14 protein-coding genes and 1 pseudogene are annotated in these 15,578 nt (G+C 67.2%); 3 read left to right on the plus strand and 12 right to left on the minus strand.

Annotated elements, in window-relative coordinates; genetic code table 11:
- Positions 1-32: 32 nt before the first annotated feature.
- The 8 genes and pseudogenes from AB4Z48_RS14740 to glmS all read right to left on the minus strand — a co-directional run bounded on the left by AB4Z48_RS14740 (position 33) and on the right by glmS (position 8,265).
- Positions 33-1,208, minus strand: a complete 1,176-nt coding sequence (locus tag AB4Z48_RS14740) for an ABC transporter substrate-binding protein (protein WP_441615119.1) — start codon at positions 1,206-1,208, stop codon at positions 33-35.
- A 312-nt stretch (positions 1,209-1,520) separates the two neighbouring features.
- A complete protein-coding gene (locus tag AB4Z48_RS14745) occupies positions 1,521-1,850 on the minus strand; it encodes a hypothetical protein (protein ID WP_441615121.1) in 330 nt (109 codons plus the stop codon).
- A 293-nt stretch (positions 1,851-2,143) separates the two neighbouring features.
- Positions 2,144-3,454, minus strand: coding sequence for an MFS transporter (locus AB4Z48_RS14750; RefSeq protein ID WP_441615123.1), 1,311 nt, complete (start codon positions 3,452-3,454; stop codon positions 2,144-2,146).
- Positions 3,455-3,494: 40 nt separating this feature from the next.
- On the minus strand, positions 3,495-4,058 hold the full coding sequence (locus AB4Z48_RS14755) for an isochorismatase family protein (RefSeq protein ID WP_441615125.1): 564 nt from the start codon (positions 4,056-4,058) through the stop codon (positions 3,495-3,497).
- 59 nt (positions 4,059-4,117) lie between these two features.
- Entirely contained in the window at positions 4,118-4,564 is a 447-nt protein-coding gene (locus AB4Z48_RS14760) for a MarR family winged helix-turn-helix transcriptional regulator (protein WP_441615127.1), read from the minus strand.
- A gap of 127 nt (positions 4,565-4,691) precedes the next feature.
- Positions 4,692-4,829, minus strand: a complete 138-nt coding sequence (locus tag AB4Z48_RS14765) for a hypothetical protein (protein WP_441615129.1) — start codon at positions 4,827-4,829, stop codon at positions 4,692-4,694.
- Positions 4,830-5,106: 277 nt separating this feature from the next.
- Positions 5,107-6,303, minus strand: coding sequence for an MFS transporter (locus AB4Z48_RS14770; protein WP_441615131.1), 1,197 nt, complete (start codon positions 6,301-6,303; stop codon positions 5,107-5,109).
- Between the two features lie 133 nt (positions 6,304-6,436).
- A pseudogene (glmS, locus tag AB4Z48_RS14775) lies at positions 6,437-8,265 on the minus strand (glutamine--fructose-6-phosphate transaminase (isomerizing)).
- 162 nt (positions 8,266-8,427) lie between these two features.
- Here glmS and AB4Z48_RS14780 point away from each other — a divergent pair.
- Together AB4Z48_RS14780 and AB4Z48_RS14785 are read left to right on the plus strand one after the other, a co-directional pair.
- A complete protein-coding gene (locus tag AB4Z48_RS14780; RefSeq protein WP_441615133.1) occupies positions 8,428-8,919 on the plus strand; it encodes an Lrp/AsnC family transcriptional regulator in 492 nt (163 codons plus the stop codon).
- Between the two features lie 277 nt (positions 8,920-9,196).
- Entirely contained in the window at positions 9,197-9,580 is a 384-nt protein-coding gene (locus tag AB4Z48_RS14785) for a DUF1484 family protein (RefSeq protein ID WP_441615135.1), read from the plus strand.
- A gap of 194 nt (positions 9,581-9,774) precedes the next feature.
- Here the strand turns inward: AB4Z48_RS14785 and AB4Z48_RS14790 are convergent, their stop codons facing one another.
- The 4 genes from AB4Z48_RS14790 to AB4Z48_RS14805 form a co-directional block, all read right to left on the minus strand.
- Positions 9,775-11,130 carry a GntP family permease gene (locus tag AB4Z48_RS14790; protein WP_441615137.1) on the minus strand — a complete coding sequence of 452 codons (1,356 nt, stop codon included), beginning with the start codon at positions 11,128-11,130 and terminating at the stop codon, positions 9,775-9,777.
- A gap of 112 nt (positions 11,131-11,242) precedes the next feature.
- Entirely contained in the window at positions 11,243-11,635 is a 393-nt protein-coding gene (locus AB4Z48_RS14795; RefSeq protein WP_441615139.1) for a RidA family protein, read from the minus strand.
- A gap of 91 nt (positions 11,636-11,726) precedes the next feature.
- Complete coding sequence (locus AB4Z48_RS14800) at positions 11,727-13,220, minus strand: N-acyl-D-amino-acid deacylase family protein (RefSeq protein WP_441615141.1); 1,494 nt, start codon at positions 13,218-13,220, stop codon at positions 11,727-11,729.
- A gap of 1 nt (position 13,221) precedes the next feature.
- Positions 13,222-14,115, minus strand: coding sequence for a MurR/RpiR family transcriptional regulator (locus tag AB4Z48_RS14805; RefSeq protein WP_441615143.1), 894 nt, complete (start codon positions 14,113-14,115; stop codon positions 13,222-13,224).
- A 146-nt stretch (positions 14,116-14,261) separates the two neighbouring features.
- Here AB4Z48_RS14805 and AB4Z48_RS14810 point away from each other — a divergent pair, with 146 nt between their 5' ends.
- Positions 14,262-15,530 (plus strand): amino acid deaminase, encoded by a 1,269-nt coding sequence (locus AB4Z48_RS14810; RefSeq protein ID WP_441615145.1) that lies wholly within the window; start codon positions 14,262-14,264, stop codon positions 15,528-15,530.
- Positions 15,531-15,578: the final 48 nt, after the last annotated feature.

A 15,578-nucleotide genomic window follows, 5' to 3' on the forward strand; every position in this document is an offset into this window, starting at 1 on the left:
CGCGTGCGCGGCTGCACGGCACGCGGCACGCGCTACTTCCCCGGATCCTTGACGTCGGCGAACTTGTCGAACTCCACGTTGTAGAGCTCGCCCCCCACTTTTTCCACGCGGCGGATATAGACCGACTGCACCACGTCGCGCGTGGCCGGATCGATGGTGATCGGGCCGCGCGGGCTGGCGATCTTCATGCCCTTGAGCGCGGCCAGCAGCTTGTCGCCGTCGGTGACGCCGCCGGTCTTCTTCAGCGCGTCGTAGATGGCGTGCATGCCGTCATAGGCGGCCACCGCCATGAAGTTGGGCCTGCCCGCGCCCGGGTTGGTCTCGGCGAAGGCCTTCAGGAAGGCCTTGTTCTCGGGCGAATCGTGCGCCATGGAGTAATGGAAGGACGTGATCACGCCGAGCGTGGCGTCGCCCATGGCCGGCAGCACGTGGTCGTCGGTCAGGTCGCCGGTGGCGATCACGCGGATGCCGGCCTCGGCCAGGCCGCGCTCGCGGAATCCCTTCATGAAGGCCACGCCCTGTTCGCCAGCGGGCAGGAAGAGGAACACCGCCTCCGGCCTGGCGTCCTTGATCCGCTGGATGAAGGGGGCGAACTCGGGATTGCGCAGAGGCACGCGGATGGACTCGAGCACCTGTCCGCCGCCGCCGATGAAATTGGTCTTGAATGCGGTTTCCGCATCGATGCCCGGCGCATAGTCCGCCACCAGCGTCACCACCTTGCGTACCTTGTTCCTGATGGCCCAGGTGGCCATCGGCGCCGAGATCTGCGGCAGGGTCATTGAGACCCGCGCGATGTAGCCGGACTTGGTCGTGATGGAAGACGATGCCGCATTGAAGATCACCATTGCCTTCCTGGCCTGCTCGGCGATGGGGGCCACCGCCAGGGCCTCCGGCGTGAGGCCGAAGCCGGCCAGCACATCCACCTTGTCGCGTACCACCAGTTCCTGCGCCAGCCGCTTGGCCACGTCGGGCGCGGGGCCGGTGGTGTCCTTGCTGATGATCACCACCTTGCGTCCCGCCACGGTGTCGCCGTTGAGCTTCTGGAACGCCTTGACGCCGCCCTCCATCTGCTTGCCGTAGTCGGCAAAGCTGCCGGAAAAGGGCGCGATCAACCCGATCTTGACCGGCTCGGCGGCGTGCGCGGGCGAGGACGCCACGGCAAGCGCGCCGCAGGCCGCAAGGGCGCGCAGCAAGGGGGCAAGAATCATCGATGTCTCCTGGATGGTTGCGCTCTGGTACGCGGCGCGCGGGCCGCGGATGTGCTGGCGCGGGCACTGGACGCAGAGTGTAGGGGGGTGATGCGTTCGGTGCAATCGGTGCAATCGGGAGTAGCGCTTGCAGAATCCGGGGGAGGGTTCATGCCGGTATCGTGGGGCAGTTATTTCGATATTTCAATAAATGTCGAAATAACTGCCAGCGACCTGGCCGCTGAATCAGGCATGCATCTGGTTGCTGCCTGCCGTTGCGCTGGCGACGCAGCGCGCCGGTCCGGGCCGGAGCCCGTCCCGTGCCGTTCGGTTTTACGTCTCGGGGGCTTCCGACGCGCGCTTGTCGGCGTCACGCAGGCGCTTGACTGCCTTGCCCAGCAGACCGCCTTCGCTGTTCGCGATCGATTCTTCCAGCGTGGCCAGGGCAGCCTTGACGGCCGTGCCATGGGCGGGGGAGAGCGCCTCGCTTTCAATCAGGGTGTCGGCTTCCTTGCGTGCGCGCTTGCCGAGCTTGCGGCTGAACTCGGGATCGAGCTGGCCTTGCGCGGTGGCGTTGGCAATGTGGTCAAGCAGGGCGATCAGGCCTTGCGCCGTGGTCGTGGCCGGGATCGACTCCTCGGCTTTCCTTGGCTTTTTTGGCATTTTTTTCCTCCAGTTAGGATTTGATTCTATCGTCCGGGAGGAGAGGCTTCCTGCTTCCCAGTATGAAGAGATTATGACAACTGTCATAAAGCGCGGCTTGGCACATTGCACGCGGGCGCCGCCGTCCCTGCTCGCGCGGCGGACGGTTGGCGCGGCCGGGATCGAGATTGCGCACGAGGTCCACGCAGTTCATCGCGCGTTGTCCTTGCTTGGCTGTGATGCGCGCCCGCAGGCACTGGCATGCGGACCGCAGCGGACCGCATGCGGAGCATACGCGGTGGCCGTGCTTTCGGCTACCGGGCTTCTTGTTCGCCGGCCTGTTGCCCGGATCGCCGGGCTGCCACGGCGGGTTCGGGGCCGCCGTCGTCGGCGCGCAAGCGTGCGGCCATCATGCGCACGCGCAGGTTGCCGTATTTCCTGAGATACCAGATGCCCACCAGCGCCGCCGAGAAACCTGCCGCGGCGCCGATGCCAAGCGCCCAGCGCGGGCCGAAGCGGTCCGCCACCCAGCCGMCGACCRGCGCGCCGAGCGGCGTGCCACCCAGCACGATGGCGAGCAGGATCGCCACCACGCGCCCGCGCATGGCCGGTTCGGTGGAGAGCTGGACCAGGCTGTTGGTCGAGGTGGTGATGGTCTGGGCGGACATGCCGATGATGACGAGTGCGGCACCGAACAACGCATAGCCGGGCATGACCGCGGCCAGCGTGCAGCCGATCCCGAACACGGCGCAGGCACTCGCCAGCAGCGTGACCTTGGGTTTCGCGCGCCGGGCCGCCAGGAGCGCCCCGGTGACGGAGCCGATGGCCATGGTCGATGACAGCAGGCCGTACTGGCCGGCGCCGGCGTGGAAGACGCCCACCGACATGGTGGAGATGAAGATCGGGAAGTTGAGGCCGAACGTGCCGATCAGGAAAAGCATCAGCAGTACCGCCTTCAGGTCGGGACGCTTCCAGACATAACGGAAGCCGTCGGCGAGGCCCGCGCGGCTGTGGGGCGTCTTCTCTTTCCGGTGCAGCTCGTGCAGGCGCAGGCGGCTCAGCGAGCCGATCACCGCCGCGAAGGATGCCGCGTTGATCAGGAACACCCAGCCCGAGCCCACCGCCGAGATCAGGCCGCCGGCGATGGCCGGGCCGATCATCCGCGCGGCGTTGAAGGACGTGGAGTTCAGCGCCACGGCATTGGACAGGTCCGCCTCGCCGACCAGTTCCGAGACGAAGGTCTGGCGCGCCGGCGCGTCGAACGCGGTGACGCAGCCCAGCAGGAAGGCGAACAGGTAAACATGCCAGAGCTGCACCAGCCCGGTGACGGTGAGGATGCCCAGCCCCAGCGCCAGCGCGCCCATGGTGGCCTGCGTCGCGAACAGGAGCTTGCGCCGGTCGAGGTGATCTGCCGCGTAGCCGGTGAGCGGCAGCAAGAGCATCTGCGGCCCGAACTGGAGCGACATGACGATGCCCACGGCGGTCGCGTTGTGGCGCGTGAGATGGGTGAGGACGATCCAGTCCTGGGCGGTGCGCTGCATCCATGTGCCGATGTTGGATACGATGGCGCCGCCGGCCCAGACGCGGTAGTTGAAGGTGCGCAGTGAACGGAAGGTGCTGGCCACTATGGTGTGCCCCGGTTCGCGGTCGTGCGGGCGGGGCCGGTCATGCGCGGGTTCGGCCTAGCAGTGCGATGATTTCCTGCGTGGTGCCGGTCTCGCCCAGCCGCGGGAAGATGCGCGTGACGCTGTTGGCATGGGCGTCGGGGTTCATGTCGGTCATGGCATCCACGGCCAGGGTAACGTTGAAGCCGAGTTCCTGCGCCTGGCGCGCGGTCGATTCGACGCCGATGCTGGTGGCGATGCCGGCAATCACGACCTGCGTGACGCCCAGGCTCCTGAGATGCGCCTCAAGGCCTGTGCCGGTGAACGCGCCCCAGGTCCGCTTCGTCACAAGGTGGTCCGCGGGCTGCCGGTTCAGTTCGGGGACCAGGTCGGTCCACCCGGGCGGCAGCTGCCCGAGGTTGCGGGCCTGTTCGGCCCGGCCCGGGGCGCCGCCGGCCACGTTCACGAGTACTACCGGCAGGCCGTGGCCGCGGAAGGCGCTGGCCAGTGCGCTGGCGTTCTCCACGATCCCGCCCACCGGATGCACGGTGGGGTATGACACGATGCCCTGTTGCAGGTCGATGACGATGAGGGCGGTCCTGGGGTCGAGCGTGGTCGTTGTCATGCTGTCTTCCTTGCGGTGATCAGGGCGATGGTGGTTGTGCGCAAGCGGCTTGCCGGGAGTCAGGACTCCACCAGCCGCGCGAGCAGTCCGACGACCCCCGCGAGCTGTTCTTGCTCTGCCGGGGCGAGCTTGGTTTCGATGGCGTGGAACAGCCAGTCCTCGCGCGCCGCGCGGCCGGCCCTGACTGCTTCCACGCAGGCCGGCGTGAGGGACAGGACGGTTTGCCGCCCGTCCGTGGGGTCCGGCGCGCCGCTGACGAGTCCGGCGCTCTTCAGGGCGGATACGGTTTCGCCCATGGATTGCGGGCGCATGCCCTCGGCGCGTGCGAGGGCCGACACCGTGGCCGGCCCGTCGCGCTCCAGTCGCAGCAGTACGCGCAGCTGGGTCCAGCTCAGATGGCTGAAATGCGACTTTTCGCGCAAGCGCCGGGTCAGTTTGCCGAGTACGACCCGCAGCTCCGCCGCCAGGGCATGCGCCGTGTCGGAATCGCTGTGTGGAGCGTTCATGGTGGGAGGGAGATGTGAAGGGTGTCTGTGAAGGTTACCTTCACAAATGGGCGGCAGTCAAGGCGCCACCGGGAATGTGACGCCAGGCGCAAGGCCGGCCGCAAGGGGCAGGCCTGGGGTGGTCCGGTCAGAGTCCGGTAGCGATGTCGAGTCCGGCGAGCACCACGATGCAGCTAAGCGCCAGCATGGCCGACGAGTGTTGCCCGAAATAGACCAGTGCGGCAGCGGACCAGCTTGCCACGGCAAATACGGCGAAACGTTTCATGCTGTCATCGCCGGGGCCGGCGACCTACGGATGAAAAAAAACCCGCCCACGAGGGGCGGGTTGAATCCATGTCTTGGAGACAAGGAGGAGACAGGGGCTAGTATAAACCCTAGGTGTACCGAATCCAATACCCGGATTGGAGCGATTGCTCAAAAACACTGTTGCAACAGCGCATCGTGCACATCCGCGCGCATTGCGGCGCCTGATGCGCCGCATGGCGGGGCGGCCTGCGTGGCGGTGCTCCAACATCGAAGATTGACCTCGTCACGCCTGTTGCTCATCCGGCACCCGGTACGTTGCCAGCCAGACGCGCCTGCCCGTTGAAATAGGCAAGGTTGCCCGCGAAGAACAGCGCAAGCAGCATCGCCGCGATGCCCCAGGCCAGCGGCGGCAGCCACGGCAGCACGGCGGCGACGTCCGGGTGCCTGCCCGCGCCGGCGGCCATCATGGCGATGCGCATGAAGGCCGCCAGCGCGGACAGCGCGAAGACCAGGCCGGTAAACCTGCCTTCGCGCCCGACACGGCCGGCATCCAGGGCCGCATTGGCGGCCGTGCCGAAGATCACGCCCCATAAGCCGCCCGCGGCGCATTGCATGACCAGCACCCAGGCGAGCGATGGCGCGGCGGTGAATCCGCAAAGCGCGAGCGCGCCGAGCGCGGTGGCCGCCAGCAGCAGCACGTGCGCGGGGCATCGCCTGAAGACCGCCGCGCGCGGCAGCAACACGCAGACGGCAAAGCCGATCCAGAAGGCCGGCATGAAACGCGCCAGATCGGCAGCCGGCGCGAAGCGCATGTAGGCCGGCGCCGAATTGACGGCGGTGTGGACCTGGAATCCCAGCGCCAGGCTCCACACGGCAGCAAAGAACAGCCAGGCGGCGCGGATTTTCTCGCCAGGCGCGCCTTGCCTGTCGGCGGCACCGGGCTCGGGCAGATGATCGAGCCAGCGCAACGCCATGACGGCGGCGACCAGCCCCGCGCTTGCCACGGCAAACGGCAAGGTCGGCGAAACGTGGCGCATCCATATGGTCAGCATGGGCGCCAGCGCGGCAGCCACGCCCAAGCCCAGGAGCGAGCACGCCACAAGGAAGGGTGCCGCCGACCGGTGTGTCCTCCTGGCGATGATCACCATCGGCGGCGCGCGCAGCGCGGACGATGTCGCGGCCCATAGCGCGGTCAGTCCGATCAGGAGGATGGGTGAAGTCGTCCTGGGCAGCAGGACAAAGGCAGCGCCCGAGGCTACGCTCAGGGCCAGGATCCAGCCGCCCAGATGCCGCATGGCATTCGCGACGCGGTCCGCCGCGATGCCAAGCGCGCAATCCGTCGCGACGAAGATCGCCTGGTCCATCAGCAGGATCCAGGCGATATGCTGCTTCGCAATGCCAGCTTGCGCCGCCAGCTGCGGCAGGAACGCGAGGTAGAGCGTCCACGTGACCGCAAGCAGGAATTGCACAGCGCAGAAGACCACGGCGCGCATTTGTCTCACCGATCCGACTCGTCGGTACGCAGCCGATGAACGGGGGCTTCATCGGGGGCCGTGCGGCGGCACTTCCCCGACGCCACGCACTTCGTAGCTAAGCATAGAACAGGCTTCCGGCACCGGAAAGCGCCTACTCGACCGTCACGGACTTGGCCAGGTTGCGGGGCTTGTCGATGTCGGTGCCGCGGGCCAGCGCGGTATGGTACGCAAGCAGCTGCATGGGAATCGTATGCAGGATCGGTGACAGCGGCCCGTAGTACTCGGTGAGGCGAAGCACTTCGATGCCGGGGCTTGGCGCGATGCCGCAGTCGCTGTCCGCGAACACGAACAAGCGTCCGCTGCGCGCGCTGACTTCGTGCATGTTCGACTTGAGTTTTTCCAGCAGGCGGTCGTTGGGCGCGACCGCCACCACCGGCATCTCGTTGCTGACCAGCGCCAGCGGGCCGTGCTTGAGTTCCCCGGCAGGATAGGCCTCGGCATGAATGTACGAAATCTCCTTCATCTTCAGCGCCCCCTCCATGGCCACCGGATAATGCATGCCCCGGCCGAGGAAGAGCATGTTCTCCCGGCCTGCCAGGAGCTCCGACCACGCCATGATCTGCGGCTCGAGGGCCAGCACCTTGCCTATGGCGTCCGGCAGGTGGCGCAGCGCCCGCAGGTGCTGCTGCTCGTCGTGCTCGGAGAGGCGCTGGCGGATCTGTGCCAGCGTCAACGCCAGCAGGAACAGCGCGACCAGCTGCGTGGTGAACGCCTTGGTGGACGCCACGCCGATCTCGACCCCCGCGCGCGTGATGAAGGTCAGGGCGCATTCGCGCACCAGCGCGCTGGTGGGAACGTTGCAGATCGCCAGCGTGTGCTGCATGCCTTGCCGCCTGGCGACTTCGACCGCGCCGAGGACGTCGGCCGTCTCGCCGCTCTGCGATACCGCGACCACGAGGGTGCGCGGGTTGGGCACGCTCTCGCGATAGCGGTACTCGCTGGCGATCTCGACGCTGACCGGCAGTCCGGCCAGGCTTTCGATCCAGTACTTGGCGGTCAGCGCGGCATGGTAGCTGCCGCCGCAGGCCAGCAGCAGCACCGAATCCACGCCATTGAACACGCGCCACGCCTTGTCGCCGAACAGCTCCGGCATGATGGCGGTGACATCCTGCAAGGTGTCGGCAACGGCCTGCGGCTGCTCGAAGATCTCCTTCTGCATGTAGTAGCGGTAGGGGCCCAGCTCGGCGCTGCTGCCGTGCGCCGCCACCTGCTGCACGGGGCGCTCCGCGCGCTGGCCGGCCGCGTCGACGATCCAGTAGCGATGCAGCTGCACATCCACCACGTCGCCGTTTTCCAGGTAGACGATCCGGTCCGTGACATTGGCCAGCGCCATGGCATCGGAGGCCAGGAAGTTCTCGCCTTCGCCCACGCCCACCACCAGCGGCATGCCGTTGCGGGCGCCCACCAGGCGGTGCGGCTCGTCGCGGCACAGCACCGCGATGGCAAAGCTGCCGCGCAGCCGGGCACCGCCGCCTTCACCGCCTCGAACAGGTCGCCGTCATAGAGCTGATCGACCAGGTGCGCGATCACCTCGGTATCGGTCTGGCTGGCGAAGACATAACCGCTGCTCTCCAGGCTGGCGCGCAGCTCCTCGTGGTTCTCGATGATGCCGTTGTGCGAGAGCGCGATACGCGCCGCATCCTCGCGCGGCGAGAAGTGCGGATGGGCATTGTCGGTGACCGGCTTGCCGTGGGTTGCCCAGCGCGTGTGGGCGATGCCGGTGTACCCCTGCAAGCCCTGCCGGGCGATGTCCGCCTGCAGGGCGGCGACCCGGTCCACGCTGCGCGCGCGCACCAGCTTGCGATCCGAATGCAGCGCGACACCGCACGAGTCGTATCCGCGGTACTCCAGCCGCTTCAGGCCCTCGACAAGATTCGGGACGATATCCCGCTGCGCGACGGCGCCAACGATTCCGCACATATTGCTTCCCTTTCGTGATCAGCCTAACTGGCAGTGGTCAGGATGGTAGGGTGGGTGTTATGTAATTTTCTTTCATTATTTAAAGGCCAATGAAATAATCGAGCTACTAGTATTCATGGTGAAATTTTCTTTCATCTCAATGCGGCTTGATATGGAGTATTCGTGACTGGCGTGCCCCTGGACGATCTCGATCTGCGCATCCTCAGGATCCTGCAAACGGATTCGGCGATCTCGAACACCGAGCTTGCCGAGCGTGTGCATGCGTCCGCGCCGACATGCCTGCGGCGGGTGCGCAGGCTCAAGGAGAGCGGCGTCATCCAGCGGGAGATCGCCGTGCTGGACCACCACAAGACCGGCACGCCGCTGACCGCGATCATCGAGATCAGCCTGGACCGCCAGACCGCCGAGGACCACGACGCCTTCGAAGCCTATATCTGTGCCGAGGCGGCGGTCACCCAGTGCTACCGGGTATCGCCCGGCCCGGATTTCGTCGTCACGGTGGAACTGGCCGACATGGCTGCCTACGACGCGTTCGCACGCCGGCTGTTCGCCGGGGCTTCGAACGTCCGCAACGTGCGCACGTTCTTCTCCACGCATCGGGCCAAGTTCGAGGCGAATGCGCCGGTGGGCGGGAATGTGGGTGGCCGAGATTAGGGCGGAAGTCCGGATTTGACATGGGCGTGCGGCTGCTGGAGAATCCCACACGTCACCCCAAACAAGGGTGGCCGGGCGTGGAAACCCGAAATTCGTCACAAGCGGACTGCCGCTATCTGCGGCATTTTTTTCGTCCGTTGCGTTCGCGCGCGCCTATAGCTTTCCTATGGCGGGCCGGGCGGGGCAGCTCTCGGGCTGGCCGGAGCTTGTGACGCCGGTATTTCCACCTCCGCTGCGGGCCCGCCACCCTCACGTGGAAATGAGCGGCGGGCCGTCCATGAAGTCACTGGAGGCCGTCATGCCTAGTACTTTTGCTCGTTCTGAGCCATCCACTCATATCGATCCACCAGCGTTCGCTCTTCCCCGGCAAGCTGATCTGATAGCAGAACTGATTCAAGTCACCTTTCCTGCGGATACCCCGGAGCGACTGCGGGTGCAGGAACTGGCCTGTCAACTTGACGAAGCTCGCAGCAGCATCCAGTGCGCCGCGCAGGACGGCTGTGATGCATTGCTGCGTGTCAGTGCAGGGATTGGCGCAGTGCTGCGGCTGCTCGAAGCGGACGGCGATTTGTCCGCCCCCGGTCACGAGGTGCACTGCCTGCTTGCGCCACTCAAGGCGCAGCTCGACGTGGCCGTGAACCGGGTGCAGGCGATGCTGTAAAGGGCAGGGCACACCAACGGCGACGCCGGGATGGCGCTGCCGTTCTTTCCTAGGTGGCGCTCTTGGGGTGCGCGGCGTCTGCCGCCGGCGATCGCAGGAACGTCTTCGTGATGGGAGGAGGGAGGTGGCGGCCCGGTCACGACCCGGGCCGCGAAGCCGAGGCGGGGCGCGCGCCCCACCGCGGATAACGCCAATCAGACCACGGTAGCCAGCGCCAGCGTCAGCAACAGCGCCACCACGGAGATGATCGTCTCGCAAACCGACCACGTCTTGAAAGTCTGGGCCACGGTCATGTTGAAGTACTCCTTCACCAGCCAGAAGCCGCCGTCGTTGACGTGCGACAGGATCAGCGAACCGGCGCCAGTGGTCAGCACCAGCAGTTCGGGGCGCGTGCCCGGCACGCTGGCCGCGATTGGCGCGACGATGCCCGCGGCCGTGGTCATGGCCACGGTGGCCGAGCCGGTGGCGATGCGGATCAGCACGGCGACCAGCCAGCCCAGCATCAGCACCGAGACATGCGCGCCGGTGGCGACGTCGACGATGGCGTTGGAGATGCCGGAGTCGCGCAGCACGCGGCCGAAGCCGCCGCCGGCGCCGACCACCAGCGTGATGATGGCGGTGGGCGCCACGCATTCGTTGGTGAACTTGAGGATGCTCTCGCGGGTGAAGCCGCGGGCCTTGCCGAAGGTGTAGAAGCTGACCAGCGCAGCGATCAGCAGGGCCATCACCGAGTTGCCGATGAGCTTGAAGAAGTCGTTGGCGAAGGTCTTCGGCGTGGTGAACAGGTCTGCCCAGCTACCGATCAGCATCAGCGCCACCGGCAGCAGGATGGTGAACACCGTGATGCCGAAGCTCGGCAGGTCGTGCGTGCCGGGGCTGTCTTCCTCGGTGAACTGCGCGGCCAGCGGATTGACATCGGGCAGCTTGACGTAGCGGTCCATCAGGCGCGCGAACAGCGGGCCGGCGAGGATGGCGGTGGGAATGCCCACGATCAGCGCGTACATGATGGTCTTGCCGATGTCGGCGCCGTAGGCCGTCACGGCCAGCAGCGCTGCCGGGTGCGGCGGGATCAGCCCGTGCACGACCGACAGGCCGGCCACCATCGGGATGCCGACCAGCACCATGGAGGTGCCGGTGCGCTTGGCGACGTTGAAGGCGATCGGCACCAGCAGCACGAAGCCGACTTCGAAGAACACCGGCAGGCCGACGATGAAGGCGATGGTGACCATGGCCCAGTGCACGTTCTTCTCGCCGAAGAAATCGATCAGGGTGCGCGCGATGCGCTCGGCGCCGCCGGATTCCGCCATCATCTTGCCGAGCATGGTGCCCAGGCCGATGACCAGCGCAATGTGCCCGAGCGTGCCGCCGACCCCGGCTTCGAACGATTTCACGATGTCGCCCATCGGCATGCCCACGGCAAAGCCGAGCAGTACCGAGACGACCACCAGGGTGATGAAGGGGTTGAGCTTGAACTTCGCGATCAGCACGACCAGTGCGATCACGGCGATCAGCGCATACAGCAATAGTGTGGTTCCTGTTACGGCGCCCATGTTGTCTCCTGTGTGCGGGGTCCGCCGGCGAGCCCGGCGGGGCTCACCCGCGTCCGCTATGAAAATGGCCGCGTGGCGGCCGGTTTAGTGTTTTGCTTGCGCTTGGCCGGTCTCAGGCCACCGGCTTCTTGTAGGCGATGCAGTCCACCTCGACCTTGCAGTCCACCACCATGCTGGACTGCACGCAGGCGCGCGCCGGCGGGTTGGCACCGAAGTATTCCTTGAAGATCCTGTTGAACGAGGCGAAATCGCGCGCGTCGTCCAGCCACACGCCGCAGCGCACCACGTGCTCGGGGCCGTAGCCGGCCTCGGCCAGGATGGCCAGCACGTTCTTGATGGCCTGGTGGGTCTGGGGCACGATGCCGCCGTCGATGACCTCGCCGGCCACCATCGGCACCTGGCCGGAGACGTAGAGCCAGCCGTCGGCGGCTACCGCGCGGGCAAAGGGCATGTGCTGGCCACCGGTGCCGGTGCCGCCTTCGACGCCGAAGCGCTTGATTTCCATGGAAACTCCTGAATCTGATCGTTGATCGGTGATGGTTGATTGACCGGGTGTCGGGTCGCCTGCGGGCTGTCGGTGCGCCGTCAGTGCGCCGTCAGTGCGCGGTCGGGGCGTCCTCGCCGGCGGGCCTGGCGCGGGCCAGGAAGCGGCCGGCGCGCACGCCGGTTGCCTTGCGCTGCTGCCACGACAGTTCGCCGTTGACCCACACCGCGGCGATCCCTTCGGCCGGCTGCATGGGGTCGGTGAAGCTGGCCGCGTCGCGGATGGTGGCGGCGTCGAACAGGACCAGGTCGGCCCAGTAGCCTTCGCGCACGAAGCCACGCTGCGCCAGGCCGAAACGCTCGGCCGACAGGCCGGTCATCTTGTTGACGGCCACCGCCAGCGGGAACAGCTCGCGGTCGCGCGCGTAGTGGCCGAGCACGCGGGGAAACGCGCCCCACAGGCGCGGGTGGGGCAGCGGGTCGTTGGGCAGGCCGTCCGAGCCGACCACCGTGGCGGGGTGGCTGAGGATGCGGTCCACGTCCGCGTCTTCCATGCAGTGATAGACCGCGCCGGCAGGCTGCAGGCGACGCGCGGCGTCTTCCAGGCTCGTCTCCCATTCGGCGGCGATGTCGGCCAGCAGGCGGCCGCCCATGTCGGGGTGCGGCTCGGACCAGGTGACCTGGATGTCGAAGTCGCCGGTGACCTGCTTGAGGTCGAGCGTGGAGGAACTGGCGGTGTAGGGATAGCAGTCGCAGCCCACCGGCTGCCAGCGCTGCGCGCGCTCCAGCGCGTCCAGCACTTCCGCGCTGCGGCCCCAGTTGTCCAGGCCGGCGCATTTCAGGTGCGAGATCACCACCGGCACGCGCGCATGGCGGCCGATGCGGAACGCTTCGTCCATGGCCTCGAGGATCTCGGCAAACTCGCTGCGCAGGTGGGTGGCATAGAGTGCGCCGGCGCGGGCCAGCGGTTCGGACAGCGCCAGCACTTCGTCGGTGGTGGCGGAAAACGCATTGGCGTAGGCCAGCCCGGTGGACAGGCCCAGCGCGCCGTGCGCCAGCGCATCCTCGAGCTGCGCGCGCATGGCCGCGGTTTCCTCCGGCGTGGCGGTGCGGTCGAGCCGGTCCATATGATTGCTGCGCAGCGCGGTATGTCCGACCAGCGCCGCCACGTTGACGGCGGGTTGCGCGTCTTGCACGGCCCGCACGTAGGCGCCGAAATCCGGGTAGCGGAACGCGTCGGCGCTGCCGAGCAGGTTCATGGGGTCGGGCGGATCGCCGCGCAGCGTGACCGGCGCGGCGCTGATGCCGCAGTTGCCGACGATTACCGTGGTGACGCCCTGCGAGAGCTTGGGCGTCATCTCGGGCTGGCGGACCACATTGGTGTCGTCGTGGGTATGCACGTCGATGAAGCCGGGGGCGAGCACGAGGCCATCGGCCTGCACCACGTGCGCGGCGCTGCCGGGGTCGATGCCATCGGCGCCGTCTTCCAGCATGGCGATGCGCGCGATGCGCCCGGCGCGCAGCGCCACGTCGGCCAGGCGCGCTTCGGCGCCGGACCCGTCCAGCACGGTGGCGCCGCGGATGAGGGTGTCGAACAGTTCGGGCATGTCAGTCTCCGAGCGGCTGGCGGCTGTCCGCGGCGACGCTGCCGCGGTGCGTGTCGAGCACGAGCTTGAGCCGGCGCAGCTGGTCCTGGCTCTGGTCCTGCTGCAGCAAGGCAAGCTGGGTGGACAGCACGTCCATCACCAGCAGCATCGCGTAGCGCGAGGCCGAGGGCTTGAATATGAAATCGGTTTCGAGCGTGCGCACCGGCAGCAGCACGTCCGCGCGCGCGGCCAGCGGCGAGCCCAGCGCGGTGACCGCCACCAGGCGCGCACCGTATTCGCGGGCGATGTCGCAGCTGGCGATCATCTCGGGCACGCTGCCGGTGGCTGAGAAGGCGAGCACGACATCGTCCTTGTGCAGGGTGGCAGCCACCATCTTCTGCAGCAGCGCATCCTGGTAGCTGGCCACGGGACGGCCCAGGCGGGCCAGGCGGTAACGCGCCTCGTCGGCCATGAAGGACGAGCCGCCACCCATGCCAAAAGCGTAGACCATGCGCGCATCGAGCAACAGGCGCGCGGCGCGCTCGATATGGGCGGGATCGATCAGCTTGCGGTTGACCTCGAGTGAGTCCAGGATATCCGCATGGATGCTGTCGGCCAGCGTGGCCGGAGCCGGCTCGGCCGTGCGGGCGCCCTGCGCCTGCAGGAAACGCTGGCCCACGGCAGTGGCCTGCGCCAGGCGCAGCTTGAGATCGCGCACGTCGCGGCAGCCGATGGCCTTGGCGAAGCGCGTCACGCTGGCTTCGCTGACGCCGGCCTTGCGCGCCAGTTCGTTGATGCTGGTGGCGGCGGCGCCGGCAAGATCCTCCAGGATCACCTGGGCGACCTTCTGCTCGGCCAGGCGCAGCGTGGGGCCACGTTCGGCGATGCGGGACAGGATGTCGAAGGGCGCGGACATGGGCAGGCGGGCGTGAGGTCGTGAGGTCGTGGGCCGGGTAATGAACTGCGTCGCCGGCTTTGGATGTTACTTTATAACAAGGATGAAATATCGTAATTTCAAGGCTATCATTACGTCAATCGGAATTTTTCACAGCGATGACAGACATGCATGAAATAAAGTACCAAGCCGGCACGATCGATCCGCTCAACAAGGCGCTGGGCAAGCTGGAGACGCCGCTGGCGCCCGACGCGGCAGGCCAGGTCGGCTGGCAACTGCTGAGCGAGGACCTGAGCCTGCCGGCGGCGGTACTGTATGAAGAACGCCTGGCGCATAACCTGGAATGGATGCGTCGTTTCATGCACGAATATGGCGTGCAGCTGGCGCCGCATGGCAAGACGACCATGGCGCCCAAGCTGTTCGCGCGCCAGCTGGCGGCCGGCGCCTGGGGCATCACGCTGGCTACCGCGCACCAGACCGCCGCAGCCTACGCGCACGGCGTGCGCCGCGTGCTGATGGCCAACSAGCTGGTGGGCCGCCGCAATATGGAGATCGTTGCSGACCTGCTGCGCGACCCGGATTTCGAGTTCTTCACGCTGGTGGATTCGGCCGAGCTGGTGGACCAGCTCGGCGCCTACTTCAGCAGCCGCGGACAGGCGCTCCAGGTCTTGCTGGAGCTTGGCGTGGCGGGTGGCCGCACCGGCGTGCGCGACGCGCAGCAGCAGCAAGCCGTGCTGGCCGCGCTGGCGCGCTGGCCGGGCGTGCTGTCGCTGGCGGGCGTGGAAATCTATGAAGGCGTGCTCAAGGAAGAAGCGGATATCCGCGCCTTCCTGCGCCGCACCGTGGCGGTCACGCGCGAGCTGTTCGCGGCCGGGCGCTTCGGCCGCAGCCCGGTTGTGATGTCGGGTGCCGGTTCGGCCTGGTACGACGTGGTGGCGGAGGAGTTCGCGCGCACCGAGATCGGCGCGCCGATCGATATCGTGCTGCGCCCTGGCTGCTACCTGACGCATGACGTGGGCATCTACCGCGCCGCGCAGCAACGCATCCTGGCCAGCAACCCGGTCGCGCAGAAGATGCGCGAAGGCCTGCTGCCGGCACTGCAGCTGTGGGCGTACGTGCAGTCGATTCCCGAGCCGGACCGCGCGATCATCGGCATGGGCAAGCGCGACGCGGCCTTCGACGCCGGCATGCCGATCCCGGCCCAGGTCTACCGGCCTGGCACGGCGGCGCCGGCCGCGGTGCCGGCGCACTGGGAAGTGACCGGCATGATGGACCAGCACGCCTACCTGCAGATCCGTGCGGGCGATGACATCAAGGTGGGCGACATGGTCGCCTTCGACATCTCGCATCCGTGCCTGACCTTCGACAAATGGCGCCACATCCCGGTGCTGGACGGCAGCCTGCGGGTGACCGACATCGTCCAGACCTTCTTCTGAACCCGGCCAGCGCGAACGGAACAACGCAAACCCAAGGGGACGCCTGCA

Source organism: Cupriavidus sp. 2TAF22 (assembly GCF_052115045.1).
Taxonomy (GTDB): Bacteria; Pseudomonadota; Gammaproteobacteria; order Burkholderiales; family Burkholderiaceae; genus Cupriavidus.